Raw genomic sequence first — 16,012 nt, 5'->3', positions numbered from 1 at the left:
GTCAGGTCCCGTAAACGGAGCTTTCGATGATGTCCAGGCCGCGCTGCCGGTCCAGCAGGTAGAGCAGCCCGCGGTCGTCGGTGGTGACGTCGTTGGACGACGCGCGTTCGCAGCCGGCCGGCGGGTCGGGCTCGTAGCAGCCCACTTCGCGCGGCCGGAACGGATCGCTGATGTCCAGCAGTCGCAGGCCACGCGCGAACCAGGCGAAGGGCAGCACATTGCCGCTGAACTTCTCGGCCGGCTGGTGACAGCCGGACATGGCTTCTTGCGGCTGGCCGTCAGGGTCCACGCCGTCGACCTGGAAGGTGGAGATCGGCATGGGCTGGCGCTCGTCCGTGATGTCGAAGAACCAGGTGAAGGCCGGCGGCGACGGCCGCAGCTTGGCCACGTCCTCGTCCGCCACCACCAGGATCTGGCGGCCCTTGAGCAGCCCCGGTATGGGCAGCGCCGTGTGCGTGGGATGCGGATGGGCCGGCCCGGTGTTGAACTGCGACACCAGGCGCGGCCGCGCCATGTCCTCGATGTCCAGGATGAACATGCCGTGATGCCAGTACGACACGTACAGGCGGTTGCCCATGCGCAGCGGATGGTGGCAGCGCGGCGGCACGTAGTTGTCCCAGGGATAGGTTTCGCCGCCGGCCTCGTGCTGGCCGGGAATCCACCAGCGCCCCACTTCCTCGGGCTTCGCCGGATCGCGCAGGTCCAGGATCTTGACGATGTTGCCGATATAGCCCGGCGCCGTCGGCGAGATATAGGCGTAGCGACCGTCGAAGTCGTAGCGGTGTACGCCGCCGCCCTGGGTGCCCGTCTTCCAGTGCGTGATCAGGCGCGGACGGTCCGGCCGGCTGACGTCGTAGATGCCCAGTCCGCCGCCGAAATCGTCGGCGCCGCTGCGGAACTTCTCATAGTTGACGATCATCAGGCCGTCGCGCACGCGCACCTTGTGCGAATGCCAGCCGATGGGCACTTCCAGCGACGCCAGCAGGCGCGGGCGGCGCGGGTCTTCGACGTCGTAGATCGAGGTGCCATAGGGCGGACGCATGTGCGAGACATACATCGTCGCGCCCTCCACCCAGACCTGTCCGCCCCCCTCGCAATCGACGTGGGCGAGCAGCGAGGTATTCCATTGTTTAGCCAAGGCCGGGCTCCCTCAGACCAGCTCGACCAGGTCGCCGCCGGCCGTGCGTCCCCACTGGTGGAACAGGCCCATGGCGCGCAGCGCCGGCTCGTCGCTGGCGATGAACAGGATCAGCGGCTCGGTGGCGTCGTTGCGGTACTGCACCCAGTTCTCGCTGGGCACGGCGACCGTGTCGAACGGTTCGAGCGCATGCCGCTGTTCGCCCACCGTCATGCTGCCCTGGCCGCTGAACGGCGACACCAGCAGGTTGGCGGTCTGCTTGAGCGGCAGCGTGGTCTCGCCCGGCCGCACCATCTGCATGAAGAAGGTCATGGTCCGGTAGACCGGGCCGCCCCGAAGCGGATGCGTGTATTCGATCGACACGCCCTCGTGCGGCGATTCGTCCCAGTCGCGAAAGCGATACAGCAGCTCGCGCATGGCTTCGTAGCGGTACACGAACATGGGCGAGGAATCGCCGCCGCCGCGCCGGTGGTCGAGAAAGCGCGGCGTCAGTCCGCCGGCGCCATAGACCATGCGCGAATACTCGGTCTGGAAGCGCGCGCTCTGCTTGCGCACGACCTCGCCGTTTTCCTGGTAGTCGTGCTGGAACGACAGGGCGTTCAGGTTCTCGACCAGCGGATAGTCCAGCACTGACAGATTGATGGCCGGCTCGCCGCCCAGGTTGCCGTGGTTGTGCCAGGTGTCGCGCGGCGTCAGCACCATGTCGCCGGGCAGGAAGGTGATGTCCTCGCCCTCCACGCCCGTGAAGTTCTGCCGGCCCGTCAGGCCGAAGCGCACGGCGCTGGCCGTGTGCGCGTGCGGCGGCATGAGTTCGTTGGGATCGTTCTGGCGATAGGCGGTGTACAGCGTGGACACCGTCGCGCGGCGCGGCGCCAGGCCCGGGTTGATGAGGATCAGCGAGCGGCGGTCGGTGTTCTCGGTGGAGATCAGGCGCGCCGACTGGGCCAGCAGGGGCTGGATGTCGTCGCGGTACGACCAGCGGTGCGGCACCGGCTTGGGGCCGTTGGTCAGCTGGCTGATGTCGTCGTGCGCGCTGTCTCCGCGCGCCCAGAACGGAAACATGTGCCTCCGTTCGATCTGCTCATACATGGACAGCAATTCCGCCGCGCGCGCATCGCCGGCGACCTCGGTCGCGTGCATACACATTCCCCTTTGAATGGTTATCAGGATTCAGCGGAACAAAATCTAATAACAACCAATGGTTGTGTAAACGCGATTCTGGTTTTTTTATGGAAAACCCCTAAACCTGATTTTCCGACCCTTATTTTTCTGCGCTTTCCCCATGCAAATCAGGCATTTGCGAATTAGCAACCGAATAACCGCCAATTAACAACCATTCAGGGTTTTCGATATTGCTGGGCGTATATTCCGCCCATAAGATGTACGCAAAAAAACCGGAGGCGGGAAACTCATGGCACGCACAAGGCAACCCGAAGTTTCGAATGACGTCACGCGCCTGATCACACAGATCCGCGCCATGATCGGCAAGGGAGAGGAGCTGCCGCCCGAGCGCCTGCTGGCCGATCAGCTGAAGGTGAAGCGGCATCGCCTGCGGCTGGCGCTGGAGACGATGCGCGACGCCGCCGAACTGCCTCGCCCCATCATCCGCCGCAACGACAGTCCGGTGCTCAAGAGCGACGTGGTGGTCCAGGGCACCAATGCGCTGGAGGTCATCGAGCTGCGCATCGTGCTGGAGCCGGCCATCGCGCGCCTGGCGGCGGTGCGCGCCTCGCCGGTGCAGATCGCCAAGATCCTGGAAGCCGCCACCACGCCGCAGGGCGTAACGCGCACCATCGGCGATATCGCCTTCCACAAGCTGCTGGCCGACAGCTCCGGCAACCAGCTCGCGGCCAGCCTGTATGCCTTCCTGCGCCGCGTCGGCTCCGACCACAGGCTGCACGTGCCCATGGCCAGCGCGATCACGAGCGAGCGCATCCAGCAACGCGACCAGGAACACCGCGCCATCGCGGAAGCCATCGCCGCGCGCTCGCCGGACGCCGCCGAACAGGCCATGCGCCAGCACTTGCGGCGGGTCCAGCGCGAGATCGCCGATCGCTTGAATCCGCTGGAGACGGCCTGAATTTCTGGCCTGAGTCTCTGGCCTGAGTTTCTGGCCTGAGTCTCTGGCCTGAGTTTCTGGCCTGATTTCCTGGCTAGCGCTTTCAGGCTGGGACGTTCAGACCTGGAGTGCCGACCTGGAGCGCCATGCCTGCCCCTAGCCCGCGCCGCCGGGCGGCGGTGCTACGCCTGCCTCTCCATCAATTCCACGACCCAGTCGATGAAGGCGCGCAGCTTGGCGCTGACGTGGCGGTTGGGCGGATAGGCCAGGTACATCGGCATCGTTTCCATGTCCCAGTCCTCGAACAGCCGCGCCAGCTCGCCGCTGGCCAGGTGCGGCCGCGCCATGTAGTCGGGCAGCCACAAGATGCCCAGCCCCGCCAGGCCGGCCTGCAGATAGGCGTTGCCGTCGTCCACCGCCAGCGCGTAGCGTCCGTGCACGCTCAGGCGTTCGTCGCCGCGCTGCATGGCATAGGGCAGCGCCCGCCCCAGCCGCGCCCACAGATAGCCCACGATGCGATGGTGCGAGTCTTCCAGCTCGCCCGGATGCCGTGGCACGCCCGCCATCGCCAGATAGCCCGGCGACGCGTACACGCCCAGCCGCAGGTCCGCCACGCGGCGCGCGCGCAGCGATTGGTCCTGCAGCTCGCCGCCGCGGATCACGCAGTCCACGTTCTCGCCGATCAGGTCCACCTTGCGGTCGCTCACGCCCAGGTCCAGCTGGATCTCGGGATAGCGCGCGTGGAAGGCCGGCAAGGCCGGCACCAGCACCATGCGCGCGAAGGGACTGGGCACGTCCACGCGCAGCCGGCCCCGGGGCGAGGCCGAGGCGTCGGACAGGCTGGTCTCGGCATCGTCCATGTCGGCCAGCAGGCGCAGCACGCGTTCGTAATAGGCCGCGCCGTCGGCCGTGACATTGACCTGGCGAGTCGTGCGGTTCAACAGCCTGACGCGCAGCCGCGCCTCCAGCTGCTGCACCAGCTGCGTCACACTGGTCCGGCTGATGCGCAGCGTCTCGGCCGCCTTGGTGAAGCTGCCTGTCTCCACCACCCGCGCAAACGCTTGCATTGCATCGAATCGGTCCATGCGTGTCTCCTGCCCTTCGCCAGATTGTTTGCATTCTACAAACAGTGCTGGACAGGCTTGCCCGTTTATCGGCGGCGCGCCGCCTCCTACAGTGCGGCATCGGTTCACACACATCCAGGCCAGCCGGCCTGTACACGGAGATCAGGCATGACCCAACGCGACGTCGTCTTTCCCCCCGGACGCCAGGCGCTTTATGAGCGCAACCGCTATTCCCCGGCGATCAAGGCCAACGGCTTCCTGTTCGTCTCGGGCCAGGTCGGCAGCCGCGAGGATGGCTCGCCCGAGCCGGACCTGGACGAACAGGTGCGGCTGGCGTTCCGCAACCTCAACGCCGTGCTGGCCGCCGCCGGCTGCAGCTTCGACGACGTGGTCGACGTGACAGTGTTCATCGTCGATCCCGCATCGACGTTCGAACGGATCTGGCGCATCGTTCCCGAGTTCTGGGGACAGGCGCCGTATCCCACGCTGACCGGCGTGGGCGTCACCTGGCTGTATGGGTTCGACGTTGAACTCAAGGTGATCGCCAGGCTGCCGGACGGCGCGGCGGGCTAGGGCCTGTCAATGCAACGGCGCGCGGGATTCGGGATGCGCGCTTGCGGGTGAAAAACCGTCGTCGCTCACGACAGCCCGCGCTTCGCCTTCCGGGTCTCGACCCAGGAAATCAGGAAGCCCGCCTCGCCGAAGGCGTTGTTGGCGTCCGTCAGATCCTCGGCGCCGACGTCCATCCGGTACGGCGCATCGCCGACCTGGGCCAGCCCGTCTTGGCCCACGCGCTGAGCGATGAACGCCCGCAGCGAAGGCGGGATGCGAGGCCGAGCGCGATGTCCGTGGCAGGCGCGGTCGCGCCGGGAGACTTGGAGGCGGAGCCGGTCATTTGAAGCTGTCGTACTCTCGGTAGTGATTCACCTGGGCGATGAATTCGGCCGGGTCCTCGCCATTCAACCGGCCGGCGATGTATTGCACATTCCCGGCCAGCATCCAGCCACGCAAGTCCAGGCCCCGGACGGCTAGCGGCATTTCCAGGTCTTCGTCGTCCAGGTAGACCTCGTCATCGTCCAGTTCCTCCAGATACGTTTCCGAAATGGAATAGAACACGGCCTGCTCGGGCGTCGCGCGCCACGCGTCCAGGTTCACGTAGATCCACTCCCCGGCCTGCAGCGCGGGGATGGCCCGCAGCAGCTCGGCCAGCGTCTTGAACACCTGCATGTCAATCTCCCGTCGGCACGCGATTCAATCGAAGATCCTCATGGCGAGAGAACAATAGCCCGAAACGAAGTCCATCAGGTCATGAAGGTAGTCTTCATGCTCCGGCGCCGCCACGGCCATGGACGCCAGCTCCGCGTACATGCGGTCCCGCGTCCAGCCCGCCGCGCGATGGCGAAGCAGCATTTCCCTGGCGGGCGCGTGGGCCATGCCAGCGGTCGCGGCGTTCAATATGTCCTGCCGGAACGGGCCGGCTTCCGGGGTGCTGCGCATGTTCTCTGGACCGGATCAAAGCCGGATCGATTCAAGCGGATGATGAATCGGCGCGCGGGATCGCCATCCTGCGCGCCGTGGCCTCGTCGACCAGGGTCCGCAGCGCGCGCAGCACCTCGTCGTGCTGCGCGTAGTCGCGGCCATAGGTCAGGTTGAAACCGTAATCGAAATCGGGCGGATTGTCGCCCTGGCTGTGCTGCAGAATGGTTTCCATCTTGTCCAGCGCCTTCACCGCGCGGGCTTCCGGCGTCGCGGCGGCCTCGTACTCGTCCCACAGCGCCAGCAGCCGCTCGCGCGCCGCCGGGTCAAGGCTGCGGGCCAGTTGCAACAGGTCGCGGCGCTCGCGCGCGCTCTTGTCCGGATGCGCGTCGCGCACGATCGCCGGCACATCGCCGCCCAGCGCCTCGCCCAGGTCGTGGACCACGCACAGCTGCAACACGCGCAGCGGATCCAGCCCCACGAGCCCATCCTGGAACAGCATGGCCATCAGGCACAGACGCCAGCTGTGCTCGGCCGTGCTTTCCTGCCGGCCGCCGGAGCTGCGGCCGCTGCGCAGCACGTCCTTGAGCCGTTCGGCCTGGCGGATGAAATCCAGCCGGCCCCTGATCGTGGCGATTTCCATCTCTTCGCGCTTCCCCTCAAACCCGGCGGGGCTCCCGGCGAACCAACGCGCCGCGACCGTGCCGACGGCCTCATCTTGCGCGCGCGCCACGCCCGTGTCCACGCATAAAAAATGCTCGCCACCACCCGGGTGGCCGTCCCCCGATCAAAGCGTCTCGACCAGCCGCGCCGCCGAGCCGTCCGCCAGCACGATGCGCGTCCAGCGGCAGGCGCTCTGGCGGATCGGCACCTCGTCCGAGCGATTGGCGCCGGTGCAAAACTCGATGGCGGGCGGGGCTTGCGTTTCGCGCCAGCCCATGGCTTCCAGCGCCGCTTCCATGCGCTGGATTTCAGGGGTGGCGTAGCGCCACAGCGAACGGCCCATCAGCCCGGACAAGGGCGCGCCGAACTCGGCGGCGCGCGGCGGCGAGCAGGCCAGCAGCGCGTGACTCAGGTCGCAGACCAGGTGCATCGGCGACGGACCGGCATCGACCAATCGGGCCAGCGCCCGATCCGCCGCCGCGTCCAGCCTGGCGGACAGCCGACGCTCGACCTGCGCGCGCTCGGCCGGCTCCATCTCCTGCACGCCGCTTTCCCAGCGAGATATCGTGGACTGCGCCACGCCGAACAGCTCGGCGGCATGCGTCTGCTTGATCCGGTTCAACAGACGCCAGCGCCGCAACGCGGCGCCCAGTCGCACGGGTTTGAAATCGAGAACCGTCATGGCGGCCAGGGGTGGATGTCGTGTGGGCGTATCTGCGGGACAGCGCACTAGCGCTGCTGCATCGCCATGCGTATGCCCAGCGCGCAATAGACCGTGCCGACCGCCTTGCCCTGCCAGCGCCAGATTGCCGGATGGCGGCGCAGGAGGCGGCCGACGCGGCCCGCGCACAGCGCCACCAGCCCCGTGCTCAAGGCGCCCATCAGCACGAACAGCACGCCCAGCGTGGCCAGCTGCAAGGCCACGGGACCGTTCTGCGGACGCACGAACTGCGGCAGGAAGGCCAGGAAGAACAGCGCCGACTTGGGGTTCAGCACCTCGGCCAGGATCGCCTGCCGGAACGCCGTGCGCGCGTCGACGCCCGCGGCCGGCGTCAGGTCGGGCAGGTCGGCCCGCTCCAGGAAGGCGCGCACGCCCAGGTAGACCAGATAGGCCGCGCCGGCGTACTTGACCACGTTGAACAGGAAAGCGGACGTCATCAGGATGGCCGACAGCCCCAGCACTGCCATGCAGGTATGGATCAGGTCGCCGGCCGCGATGCCGAGTCCGGTCGCCATGCCCACGCGCGTGCCCGAGGTGGCCGCCCGCGCCAGCGTCAGCAGCACGGCGGGGCCGGGAATCAGCACGAAGCCGGTCAGCACGGCGAGATAGGTAAGCAGCGTGGCGTGGTCGATCATTGCGTGTTTCCCTTGGAGGCGCGGCGAGCAGGCGAGCGCGCGCCGCCCTGCTCCAGGCGGCAGGCCAGCCCGTCCAGCAACAGGGCCAGGCCCTGTTCGAACGCCTGGTCCGGGCCGCCGCCTTCGAGTATATCCATGGCGACGCGCAGCAGCGGCGCGTCCTGCGGCAGTTCCTGCCGGGTCATGCCCTGCCCCGCGCCGTCCTGTGCCGCCTGCTGCTCCAGCACCGCGCCCACCGTGTACTGGCTGACCGCCAGCAGCGCATGCACGCTGGCGTCCGGCGCAAACCCGGCGTCCCGCAGCAGGCGCAGCTGCGCTTCCACCGCGCCGGCCTGCGGCCCGTCCGGCCGCGTGCCCGCATGAATGCGCGCACCGTCGCGATAGGCCAGCAGGCCGCGCCGGAAGCTCATGGCGTTGTCGTGCAGGAACGTGCGCCAGTGCTCGCCCGGCTGCGGGATGCCACGGGTGTGGCGTTCGACCAGCATCTGCCGGGAAAGCGCGTCCAGCAGTTCGCGCTTGTTCTTGAAGTGCCAATAGAGCGCGGGTTGCTGCACGCCCAGGCGCTCGGCCAGGCGGCGCGTGCTCAGGCCGTCCACGCCGACCTCGTTCAGCAGGTCCAGCGCGGCGCGGATCACGGTTTCGCGGCTGAGTTTGGTCACGCGGCTTCCTCTGTATCGACCCATCCGCCGGCCCGGATGCCGCTGTGCGTCCACGCCGGCGTTCAGGTCCGTTCACTGAATTCCAGGCTTGACAATTTATCACTGATAGATTTTCATACGCAAATTTATCACTGATAAATTTTTAATGAAATCCGACAAAGCCCTGTTCGTCATCCTGACGACCGTCGCGCTGGACGCCGCCGGCATCGGCCTGATCATGCCGGTGCTGCCCGGCCTGCTGCGCGCGCTGGCCGGCGCCGATCAGGTCGCCCGCCACTACGGCGTGCTGCTGGCGCTGTATGCGCTGATGCAGTTCCTGTGCGCGCCGCTGCTGGGCGCGCTGTCCGACCGCCACGGACGCCGTCCGGTGCTGCTGGCCTCGCTGGCCGGCGCCGCGCTGGACTACGCGGTGATGGCGGTCGCGCCGGCGCTGTGGGTGCTGTACCTGGGTCGCGCCGTCGCCGGCCTGACCGGCGCGACCGGCGCGGTCGCCAGCTCATGCATCGCCGACCTCTCGCGCGGCGAGGACCGCGCCCGCCGCTACGGCTACCTGAGCGCCTGCATGGGCCTGGGGCTGATCGCCGGGCCGGTCATCGGCGGCCTGGCGGGCCAGTGGTCGCCGCATGCGCCCTTCGCCGTCGCCGCCGCGCTGAACGCGCTCAATTGCCTCATGGCCTGGCGCTTCCTGCCGGAATCGCGGCCCGCGTCCGACGCCACGACATCGGCCGCAACAGCCCCCGCCGCCGCTGGCATCCGCGCGGCTCGCGCGCTCCAGGCGCTCAATCCGCTGGGCGCCCTGCGCTGGGTTCGCGGCCTGCCGGCGGTGCCGGCGCTGCTGCTGGCCTACGTGCTCGCGCAGATCTCTGGCCAGGTGCCTGGATCCTTGTGGGTGCTGTACGGCGAAGACCGCTACCACTGGGACGCCGCCATGGTCGGCCTGTCCCTGGCGGCCTTCGGCGTGCTGCATGCGCTGGCGCAGGCCCTGCTGCCCGGCCCCGCCACCCGGCGTTTCGGCGAGCGCGGCAGCGCCATGCTGGGCTTGCTGGCCGATGGCTGCGCCTACGTGCTGATCGCCTTCGCGACGCAGGGCTGGATGGCGTTTCCAATCCTGTTGCCGCTGGCGCTGGGCGGCCTGGTCGTACCCGCGTTGCAGGCGCTGCTCTCGCAGCAGGCCGGCGCGTCGCGCCAGGGGCAGTTGCAAGGATCTCTGGCCTCCCTGGCGGGCCTGACCTCCGTCATCGGCCCGCTGTGCGTCACCGCCCTCTATGCCGCGCCCGGCCAGGGTTGGAACGGCTGGCCCTGGCTGGCCGGCGCGGCGCTGAACCTGGCCGGGCTGGCGCTGCTGCTGCGGCGGGCCAGGCCCGTGCGCGACCTGTGCGCCGGGAACGAGCCGGCGACGGCGCGACAGCGGCAGTGACAAGCCCCTTCGCGGAACGCCCAGCAAGGACCGGAGTGGCGAACGCGACCGGCCTGCCTACACTGGCTTCACTGCCCGAACCCCAGGAGACTCGCCATGATCCGCCAAGACGCAGCATTCACCTGCCGCTACCGCGCGCCCGGCAGCGCGCCACAAGGCCCGATCCGCTACGCCATCGGCCAGACCACGCTGGGCATGGTCCTGGCCGGCAAGACGGAGCTTGGCATCTGCGCGATTCTGCTGGGCGCGGACCGGGACGCGCTGCGCGCCGAGCTGGCCGCCGCCTTTCCCGATGCGACGCTGCACGCGGATCCGCGATCGCTGCAACCTGAGCTGGCCGCCATCGCCGCCTATATCGACCACGGCAACGCCGATGCGCCGCTGGCGCTGGACGTGGGCGGCACCGCCTTCCAGCAGCAGGTGTGGCAGGCGCTCGCCGCCATCCCGGCCGGCCAGACCCGCAGCTACGGCGAGCTGGCACGCCAGCTCGGCGCGCCCGACGCCTCGCGCGCCGTGGCCGGCGCCTGCGCCGCCAACCTGCTGGCCGTGGCCATTCCCTGCCATCGCGTGGTGCGTGGCGATGGCGCGCTATCCGGCTATCGCTGGGGCGTCGAACGCAAGCGCGCGCTGCTCGCCGGCGAGCGCGGCCGATGATGCCGGAAACCTGCGCCATGGCGCCGGACCTGGACCGCCACGATTGGGAAGCCATCGCGCGCGCGCTCGACGCGCGCGGCAATGCGCGGCTGCCCGGCTTGCTGGACCCCGCGCAATGCGCGGCTCTGGCTGCCGGATACGCTTCGCCGGACGGCTATCGCAGCCGTATCGTGATGGCGCGCCACGGCTTCGGGCGGGGCGAGTACAAGTATTTTTCCTACCCGCTGCCGCCGCTGCTGCAAGCCCTGCGCCAGGCGCTGTATCCGCGCCTGGCGCCCATCGCCAACCGCTGGAACCAACTGCTCGGCGATCCGCAACGGTTTCCCGCCACGCACGACGCGTTCCTGGCGCAATGCGATGCGGCCGGCCAGAAGCGGCCCACGCCGCTCATCCTGCAATATGGGGCAGGCGACTACAACTGCCTGCACCAGGACCTGTACGGCGAGCGGGTCTTTCCCTTGCAGGTGGCCATCCTGCTGTCGCGGCCCGGCCGGGACTTCAGCGGCGGCGAATTCGTCATGACGGAAACCGCCTCCAGCGGCCAGCGCGCCGAGGTCATCGCGCTGGACCAGGGCGACGCGCTGGTCTTCACGGTCAATCACCGGCCGGCTCCGGGCAAGCGCGGCGGCACGCGCAAGGTCGCCATGCGCCATGGCGTGAGCCGTGTGCGCGGCGGTTCGCGCTATACCGTGGGTCTGATTTTTCATGATGCGCGTTGACCCCTGCCCGGCCCGGCGCGCATGCGTTAAAAAGACTGCCAGGATCCCTTCCGTGATGAACCCGCAACAAGGACGCTGATGCCGCGCGCCGCCATCCCCGCCGACCTGTCTCCCCGCGCCTACCGGCGCGCCGCTGATTTCCTGGCCGGCCTGGACGCCGACTGGGCGCGCCATGTCGCGGCCGTCGGTCCCTGCCGGCACGAAGCCAAGCCGGGCCGCGAACCGTATGAAGCGCTGGTGCGCGCCATCGCCCACCAGCAATTGCATGCCCGCGCCGCCGAAGCCATCCTGGCGCGCTTGCTGGCGCTGTACCCCGACGCGGACTTCCCCAGTCCGCAAGCGTTGCTGGCCACCGATGAACAGCAACAGCGCGCCTGCGGCCTGTCGGCCAGCAAGCTGGTCGCCATTCGCGGCATCGCACAGGCGGCTGCGGACGGCGTGGTCCCGAGCCGCGCCGACGCCTTGCGCCTGTCCGACGACGAGCTGATCGCGCGCCTGACGCCGCTGCGCGGCGTGGGCCGCTGGACGGTCGAGATGTTCCTGATCTACACGCTGGAGCGGTCCGACATCCTGCCGGTGGACGACTATGGCGTGCGCGAAGGCTATCGACGCCTGAAGAGCCTGGACAAGACGCCCACGCCGCGCCAGATGCGCGACATCGGGCTGGCCTGGAGCCCGCATCGCACCGTCGCCGCATGGTATCTGTGGCGGCTGCCCGCCCAGGGCGTGCAGCCGCCGGGCGATCCCGTCCGAGCATCGGCCGGGGATGCACAGCCATGACCGGCATCGTCGCCATGCTGGACGGCAGGAATTGGACCGCCATCGCCCATGAACTGGACGTGGAAGGCTATGCGCTGCTGCCGGGACTGCTGACGCCGGCACAGGCGCGCGAGCTGGCGAACGCCGCGCCCGCCACGGCGCCCACCGCACGCGCCAGCGCCAGCGCGGACAGCGGAGAGCTGTTCGGACACGCCCCCACGGCGCCAGCGGCCTGGATGCCATGGCGCAAGGCGTTCTATCGCCATCTGGCGCCGATTGCCAACCGCTGGCAGCAGATCCTGGACGACCCGCTGCGCTATCCGGCCGAACTGCCGGAATTCCTTGCGCGGAATCGCGCCGCCGGCCAGACGCGGCCGCTGTCGCGCCTGCAACGGCTGCGCCAGGGAGACGAGGTGGGCCTGCATCAGCACGTCGACGGCGACTGCGTCTTTCCGCTGCAGGTCGTGGCCTTGCTGTCCGAGCCCGGACGGGATTTCACCGGTGGCGAATTCGTCATGACCGAGCAGCGTCCGCGCATGCAATCGCGCCCCATCGTGCTGCCGCTGGGCATCGGCGACGCCGCCATCATCGGCACGGGTCAGCGGCCGTTCAAGGGCGGCGCCGGCTACTACCGCGTCAATCTCAAGCACGCCATCAGCCGCGTGCGCGATGGCGAGCGCGTCGGCCTGGAACTGCTGTTGCACGACGCGCCCTGAACGGCGCCTCAGGCGGAGGCCCGGCGCCTTTCCTTGGCCAGGTTGACCTGCAAGGCGGCCCGCGCCACTTCCGCCAGCGCCGGCGGCCAGGCGGCGTTGCCCCGGGCGCGCAGCCACTCCAGCAGGTCGGCCAGATGCCAAAGGGACGTGGTGCCTTCATGCACCGGCACCGGGAAGCTGCCCGGATACGCCAGCATCAGCTTGCGCATGGCCTGCCGCGACACGCCGGCGATCTCGGCCACGTCGGTCAGGCCGACCAGGTCCGGCGCAGCCTCGATCAGCCGGGCGTCGGGCAAGGCGCGGCGTACATCGTCCAGCGCGCTGCCGACCGCGACCTCGGCGCTGGGCGCCTCGCGCGTGAATTCCAGCGCCAGGCGGCCCGGCAGGCCAATGCCCGCCAGCGCGTCGTCGCAACCAGCTTCGCCCAGGCGCTCGATGACGGCGTCCATGTCCTCGACATCGCTGCCCAGCTGGTATTTCAGGGTGAAGATGTATTCCATCGCTGTTCCTCGGCGCGCGGCGCGTCAGCCGCCGTGCGCGGTGCAGTTGTCGACCACGCGCCGCAAGGCGCGCGCATGATTGCCCGGATTCCTGGGCGTGCTCCAGACGCTGGTGATGCAGAACTCGCCACAGCGGCATTCGTCGTGCCGCCTGGGGCAATAGATCTTGCCCCAGGCATGGGCCCCGCCCACCGTCACGCGCCAGCCATGCGTTTCGGCATGCCTGAGCGCCGCCTCGACTTCTTTCTTCGGATGCAAAGACCTGGTCATCAAGCGCCTCCATTATCGAAAACCACACACAGGGTTGTCAATAGACAACTTCAAACAATCACTGTCGCAACGGCATGTCTGCAATGAACTAGGACAGAATTACCGGCGATCGCGCCGGCGGCTCAACATAGCCGTATGGCGACCGGACAGCCAGTATGCGACGCCCGCGGGGCGCGCAGCGCCGCAGGGGACAGGAAGATCACTTGTGGTTTGCCGCGATGGCGGCGGCAGGCGCGCGCGGCGCCCGCCTGATCAGGAGCGGCTCGCCCCGACGCCTTACTCCAGCCCGGCCCGCCGCGCCGGCGTGCGCGACAGGGCGGCCCAGTCCAGCTGGCCCTCGCCGCGCGCCAGGCTCTCGATGTGCGCATCGCGCAGCACGCCGGCCAGTTGCAGCGGCACGTGCACCTGCTCGGCCGCTTCCTGCGCCAGGCGCAGGTCCTTCAGGCCCAGCGCCAGCTTGAAGCCGGCCGGCTCGAAGCGCTCTTCGGCGATGGCCTGCCCATAACCCTGGTACACCGGCGCGGCGAATGCGGTGGACGTGGCCATCTCCAGGAAGGCCGCCTTGTCCACGTCGTAACCGCGCACCAGGGCAACCGCTTCGCTCATGGCGCCGATGGCGCTGCCGATCATGAAGTTCACCGCCAGCTTGACGGCGTTGGCCTGCTCGGGACGTTCGCCGAAATACCAGGTCTTGCGGCCCATCGCGTCGAACAGCGGCTGCACCGCCAGCAGCGCCCGCGCCTCGCCGGCCGCCAGGATATTGAGCTGGCCGGCCTCGGCCACGTTGACCCGGCCCAGCACCGGCGCCGCCACATAGGCCACGCCGCGCTCGCCATGCAACCGCGCCAGCTCGGCCGCCAGCGCCACCGACACGGTGGCCATGTTGACGTGCACCGCGCCGGGGGCCAGCGCGGCCAGCGCGCCGGCCTCCAGCACCGCATAACGCGTGGCCGCGTCGTCGGCCAGCATGGACACCAGCGCATCGGCGCCCGCGGCGGCCTCGGCCGGGCTGGCCGCCGCCTGCGCGCCCAGCGCCGCCAGTTTCCCGAGCGGCGCGGGCGAACGGTTCCAGGCGCGCACGACATAGCCCGCGCGCAGCAGGTTGGCGGCCATCGGCAGGCCCATCGTGCCCAGACCCAGGAAAGCGATCGTCTTCATGGTTGCTGCTCCTTAATTGGAAATATTTATTTCCTAAATTGGCAAAAAAAAGCCGGCGGGACCCTCCCGGCGGCCGGTCATTCCAGCGCCTTGAGCGCCATGTCCACCACCGCCAGCATGTCCTGCCGCCGGCGGCCCGTCTTGCCGACCACGCGCATGCCTTGCACCAGGCACAACAACATGCGGGCAGCGTCTGCCGGATCGATATGCGCGGCCAGCGAGCCGTCTTCCTGCCCTTCCCGGATAAGACCGGCCAGCAGCGCCTCGTTGCGGCCCAGCGCCGTGGTCACGCGTTCGGCCACGTCCTCGTCGAAGAACGACAGCTCCGCCGCGCTCTCGACCACCAGGCAGCCCTGCCGGCCCTGCCGGCCTTGCGACGATTCGGCGTAGAAGGCCAGCAACCTGCGCAGTCGTTCGCGCCCGCTGCCGCCAGCGCCGATGGCTCGCGCCATGCCTTCGACGCGGCGCGCGCGGTAGTGGTCCAGCGCTGCCAGGAACAACGCGTGCTTGTCCTTGAACGCCTTGTACAGGCTGCCCTGCGCCAGCTCGGTGCCGCGCGCCAGGTCGCCAATGGAGGTGCCGTGGTAGCCGCGCTGACTGAACACGTCCACGGCCCGGTCCAGCGCCTGTTCCATGTCGAACTCGCGCGGCCGGCCCCTGGCGCGGGACGCGCTGGCGGTATCGGTCGTGCGATCTGGCATGGGATCTCAAAAATGGAAATGAACGTTTTCCAATTTAGCACGAATCACGGCGCGCGGATTCACGCCGCGCCGGCGCGCCGGGCGGCCTCCACTTCCCGAACCAGCGCCAGCATCCTGGCGGCGCTCGGCGCCTGGTTGGCGAACAGCACGCCATACATGAGCGGCGCCACCACGCGCGTGATGATCTGCTCCGCCTCGGCGGCCTGCTCGCCCCGGCCGATGGCGCGCTCGCGGATCGCCTCGATCTGCTGGCGCGTGAAGCCGTCGCACTTGCCGGCCCCTTCGTGGCCCGGCGTGCCCAGCACGTCGCGCAGCATGGCGCGCCCGGGCACCGAGGACATTTCGTCGAAGTACTGTTCCAGCCAGGCCAGCAGATCGCCGTAGAACGAACCGGTGTCGGGCGGCGCCTGCTCGGGCTGCAACTGCTCCACCGCCACGTCCGCCAGCAACTGCGACAGGTCGCCCCAGCGGCGATAGATGGTCGACGGGGTCACGCCCGCGCGCGCCGCCACCGCAGGCACCGTCAGCCCATCGCGGCCCTGTTCCCGCTGCAATTCGCGCACCGCCTGGTGCACCGCGGCCTGCACGCGCGCGCTGCGCCCGCCGGGGCGTGGCCCTGATTTGTCGGTCATGCCTGGTCCTGCCGTCATGGATATGCTTATGCGCCAATTCACTAAAGCAAAATATTTGCGTTAGTGAGCGT

General features: G+C 68.9%; 22 protein-coding genes. 7 read left to right on the top strand and 15 right to left on the bottom strand.

Annotated features, from left to right (window positions below):
* Nucleotide 1: 1 nt before the first annotated feature.
* The gene (locus AC6LJ5_RS01455) at nucleotides 2–1,138 is read right to left on the bottom strand and encodes an LVIVD repeat-containing protein (RefSeq protein ID WP_103274813.1); all 1,137 of its coding nucleotides are present in this window, start codon (nucleotides 1,136–1,138) and stop codon (nucleotides 2–4) included.
* Nucleotides 1,139–1,150: 12 nt separating this feature from the next.
* Nucleotides 1,151–2,278 (bottom strand): cupin domain-containing protein, encoded by a 1,128-nt coding sequence (locus tag AC6LJ5_RS01450; protein WP_103274814.1) that lies wholly within the window; start codon nucleotides 2,276–2,278, stop codon nucleotides 1,151–1,153.
* Between the two features lie 271 nt (nucleotides 2,279–2,549).
* On the opposite strand from AC6LJ5_RS01450, the gene AC6LJ5_RS01445 reads away from it, so the two are divergent.
* Nucleotides 2,550–3,218: a FadR/GntR family transcriptional regulator gene (locus AC6LJ5_RS01445; protein ID WP_103274815.1), complete on the top strand. Its 669-nt coding sequence runs from the start codon at nucleotides 2,550–2,552 to the stop codon at nucleotides 3,216–3,218.
* Between the two features lie 161 nt (nucleotides 3,219–3,379).
* Here the strand turns inward: AC6LJ5_RS01445 and AC6LJ5_RS01440 are convergent, their stop codons facing one another.
* Nucleotides 3,380–4,282, bottom strand: a complete 903-nt coding sequence (locus AC6LJ5_RS01440) for a LysR family transcriptional regulator (RefSeq protein WP_498139639.1) — start codon at nucleotides 4,280–4,282, stop codon at nucleotides 3,380–3,382.
* A gap of 147 nt (nucleotides 4,283–4,429) precedes the next feature.
* On the opposite strand from AC6LJ5_RS01440, the gene AC6LJ5_RS01435 reads away from it, so the two are divergent.
* Nucleotides 4,430–4,834, top strand: a complete 405-nt coding sequence (locus AC6LJ5_RS01435; protein ID WP_103274817.1) for a RidA family protein — start codon at nucleotides 4,430–4,432, stop codon at nucleotides 4,832–4,834.
* Nucleotides 4,835–4,899: 65 nt separating this feature from the next.
* Here the strand turns inward: AC6LJ5_RS01435 and AC6LJ5_RS01430 are convergent, their stop codons facing one another.
* The 7 genes from AC6LJ5_RS01430 to tetR form a co-directional block, all read right to left on the bottom strand.
* Nucleotides 4,900–5,052, bottom strand: a complete 153-nt coding sequence (locus tag AC6LJ5_RS01430) for a hypothetical protein (protein WP_498139638.1) — start codon at nucleotides 5,050–5,052, stop codon at nucleotides 4,900–4,902.
* Nucleotides 5,053–5,152: 100 nt separating this feature from the next.
* Complete coding sequence (locus AC6LJ5_RS01425; protein WP_103274819.1) at nucleotides 5,153–5,488, bottom strand: hypothetical protein; 336 nt, start codon at nucleotides 5,486–5,488, stop codon at nucleotides 5,153–5,155.
* Between the two features lie 24 nt (nucleotides 5,489–5,512).
* Nucleotides 5,513–5,758, bottom strand: a complete 246-nt coding sequence (locus tag AC6LJ5_RS01420) for a hypothetical protein (protein ID WP_103274820.1) — start codon at nucleotides 5,756–5,758, stop codon at nucleotides 5,513–5,515.
* Nucleotides 5,759–5,789: 31 nt separating this feature from the next.
* Nucleotides 5,790–6,380 (bottom strand): HD domain-containing protein, encoded by a 591-nt coding sequence (locus AC6LJ5_RS01415; protein WP_498139637.1) that lies wholly within the window; start codon nucleotides 6,378–6,380, stop codon nucleotides 5,790–5,792.
* Between the two features lie 144 nt (nucleotides 6,381–6,524).
* Nucleotides 6,525–7,082 carry a helix-turn-helix domain-containing protein gene (locus AC6LJ5_RS01410; RefSeq protein WP_498139636.1) on the bottom strand — a complete coding sequence of 186 codons (558 nt, stop codon included), beginning with the start codon at nucleotides 7,080–7,082 and terminating at the stop codon, nucleotides 6,525–6,527.
* A gap of 47 nt (nucleotides 7,083–7,129) precedes the next feature.
* Nucleotides 7,130–7,756 (bottom strand): LysE family translocator, encoded by a 627-nt coding sequence (locus tag AC6LJ5_RS01405; protein ID WP_498139635.1) that lies wholly within the window; start codon nucleotides 7,754–7,756, stop codon nucleotides 7,130–7,132.
* Nucleotides 7,753–8,415 carry a tetracycline resistance transcriptional repressor TetR gene (gene tetR / locus AC6LJ5_RS01400; RefSeq protein ID WP_498139634.1) on the bottom strand — a complete coding sequence of 221 codons (663 nt, stop codon included), beginning with the start codon at nucleotides 8,413–8,415 and terminating at the stop codon, nucleotides 7,753–7,755. The genes AC6LJ5_RS01405 and tetR overlap by 4 nt, the downstream gene beginning before the upstream one ends.
* Before the next feature lie 145 nt (nucleotides 8,416–8,560).
* On the opposite strand from tetR, the gene tet reads away from it, so the two are divergent.
* The 5 genes from tet (at nucleotide 8,561) to AC6LJ5_RS01375 (ending at nucleotide 12,680) form a co-directional block, all read left to right on the top strand.
* Nucleotides 8,561–9,832, top strand: coding sequence for a Tet(A)/Tet(B)/Tet(C) family tetracycline efflux MFS transporter (gene tet / locus AC6LJ5_RS01395; protein ID WP_498139633.1), 1,272 nt, complete (start codon nucleotides 8,561–8,563; stop codon nucleotides 9,830–9,832).
* A gap of 96 nt (nucleotides 9,833–9,928) precedes the next feature.
* The gene (locus AC6LJ5_RS01390; RefSeq protein WP_498139632.1) at nucleotides 9,929–10,486 is read left to right on the top strand and encodes a methylated-DNA--[protein]-cysteine S-methyltransferase; all 558 of its coding nucleotides are present in this window, start codon (nucleotides 9,929–9,931) and stop codon (nucleotides 10,484–10,486) included.
* Nucleotides 10,483–11,205: a 2OG-Fe(II) oxygenase gene (locus AC6LJ5_RS01385; RefSeq protein ID WP_498139631.1), complete on the top strand. Its 723-nt coding sequence runs from the start codon at nucleotides 10,483–10,485 to the stop codon at nucleotides 11,203–11,205. The genes AC6LJ5_RS01390 and AC6LJ5_RS01385 overlap by 4 nt, the downstream gene beginning before the upstream one ends.
* Nucleotides 11,206–11,283: 78 nt before the next feature.
* The gene (locus tag AC6LJ5_RS01380) at nucleotides 11,284–11,985 is read left to right on the top strand and encodes a DNA-3-methyladenine glycosylase family protein (protein WP_103274828.1); all 702 of its coding nucleotides are present in this window, start codon (nucleotides 11,284–11,286) and stop codon (nucleotides 11,983–11,985) included.
* On the top strand, nucleotides 11,982–12,680 hold the full coding sequence (locus tag AC6LJ5_RS01375; RefSeq protein ID WP_103274829.1) for a 2OG-Fe(II) oxygenase: 699 nt from the start codon (nucleotides 11,982–11,984) through the stop codon (nucleotides 12,678–12,680). The genes AC6LJ5_RS01380 and AC6LJ5_RS01375 overlap by 4 nt, the downstream gene beginning before the upstream one ends.
* Nucleotides 12,681–12,688: 8 nt before the next feature.
* On the opposite strand, the gene AC6LJ5_RS01370 is transcribed toward AC6LJ5_RS01375, so the two are convergent.
* The 5 genes from AC6LJ5_RS01370 to AC6LJ5_RS01350 all read right to left on the bottom strand — a co-directional run bounded on the left by AC6LJ5_RS01370 (nucleotide 12,689) and on the right by AC6LJ5_RS01350 (nucleotide 15,941).
* Nucleotides 12,689–13,180 carry a helix-turn-helix transcriptional regulator gene (locus AC6LJ5_RS01370; protein WP_103274830.1) on the bottom strand — a complete coding sequence of 164 codons (492 nt, stop codon included), beginning with the start codon at nucleotides 13,178–13,180 and terminating at the stop codon, nucleotides 12,689–12,691.
* 24 nt (nucleotides 13,181–13,204) lie between these two features.
* On the bottom strand, nucleotides 13,205–13,450 hold the full coding sequence (locus AC6LJ5_RS01365; RefSeq protein WP_103274831.1) for a hypothetical protein: 246 nt from the start codon (nucleotides 13,448–13,450) through the stop codon (nucleotides 13,205–13,207).
* Between the two features lie 276 nt (nucleotides 13,451–13,726).
* Nucleotides 13,727–14,608 (bottom strand): NAD(P)-dependent oxidoreductase, encoded by an 882-nt coding sequence (locus AC6LJ5_RS01360; RefSeq protein WP_392410198.1) that lies wholly within the window; start codon nucleotides 14,606–14,608, stop codon nucleotides 13,727–13,729.
* 77 nt (nucleotides 14,609–14,685) lie between these two features.
* Nucleotides 14,686–15,309: a TetR/AcrR family transcriptional regulator gene (locus AC6LJ5_RS01355; protein WP_103274833.1), complete on the bottom strand. Its 624-nt coding sequence runs from the start codon at nucleotides 15,307–15,309 to the stop codon at nucleotides 14,686–14,688.
* Between the two features lie 59 nt (nucleotides 15,310–15,368).
* Nucleotides 15,369–15,941, bottom strand: a complete 573-nt coding sequence (locus AC6LJ5_RS01350) for a TetR/AcrR family transcriptional regulator (protein ID WP_103274834.1) — start codon at nucleotides 15,939–15,941, stop codon at nucleotides 15,369–15,371.
* Between the last annotated feature and the right edge of the window lie 71 nt (nucleotides 15,942–16,012).

It is taken from the genome of Achromobacter sp. 1011791174 (genome assembly GCF_059760925.1).
This window is presented reverse-complemented; position numbering and strand designations above follow the sequence as displayed.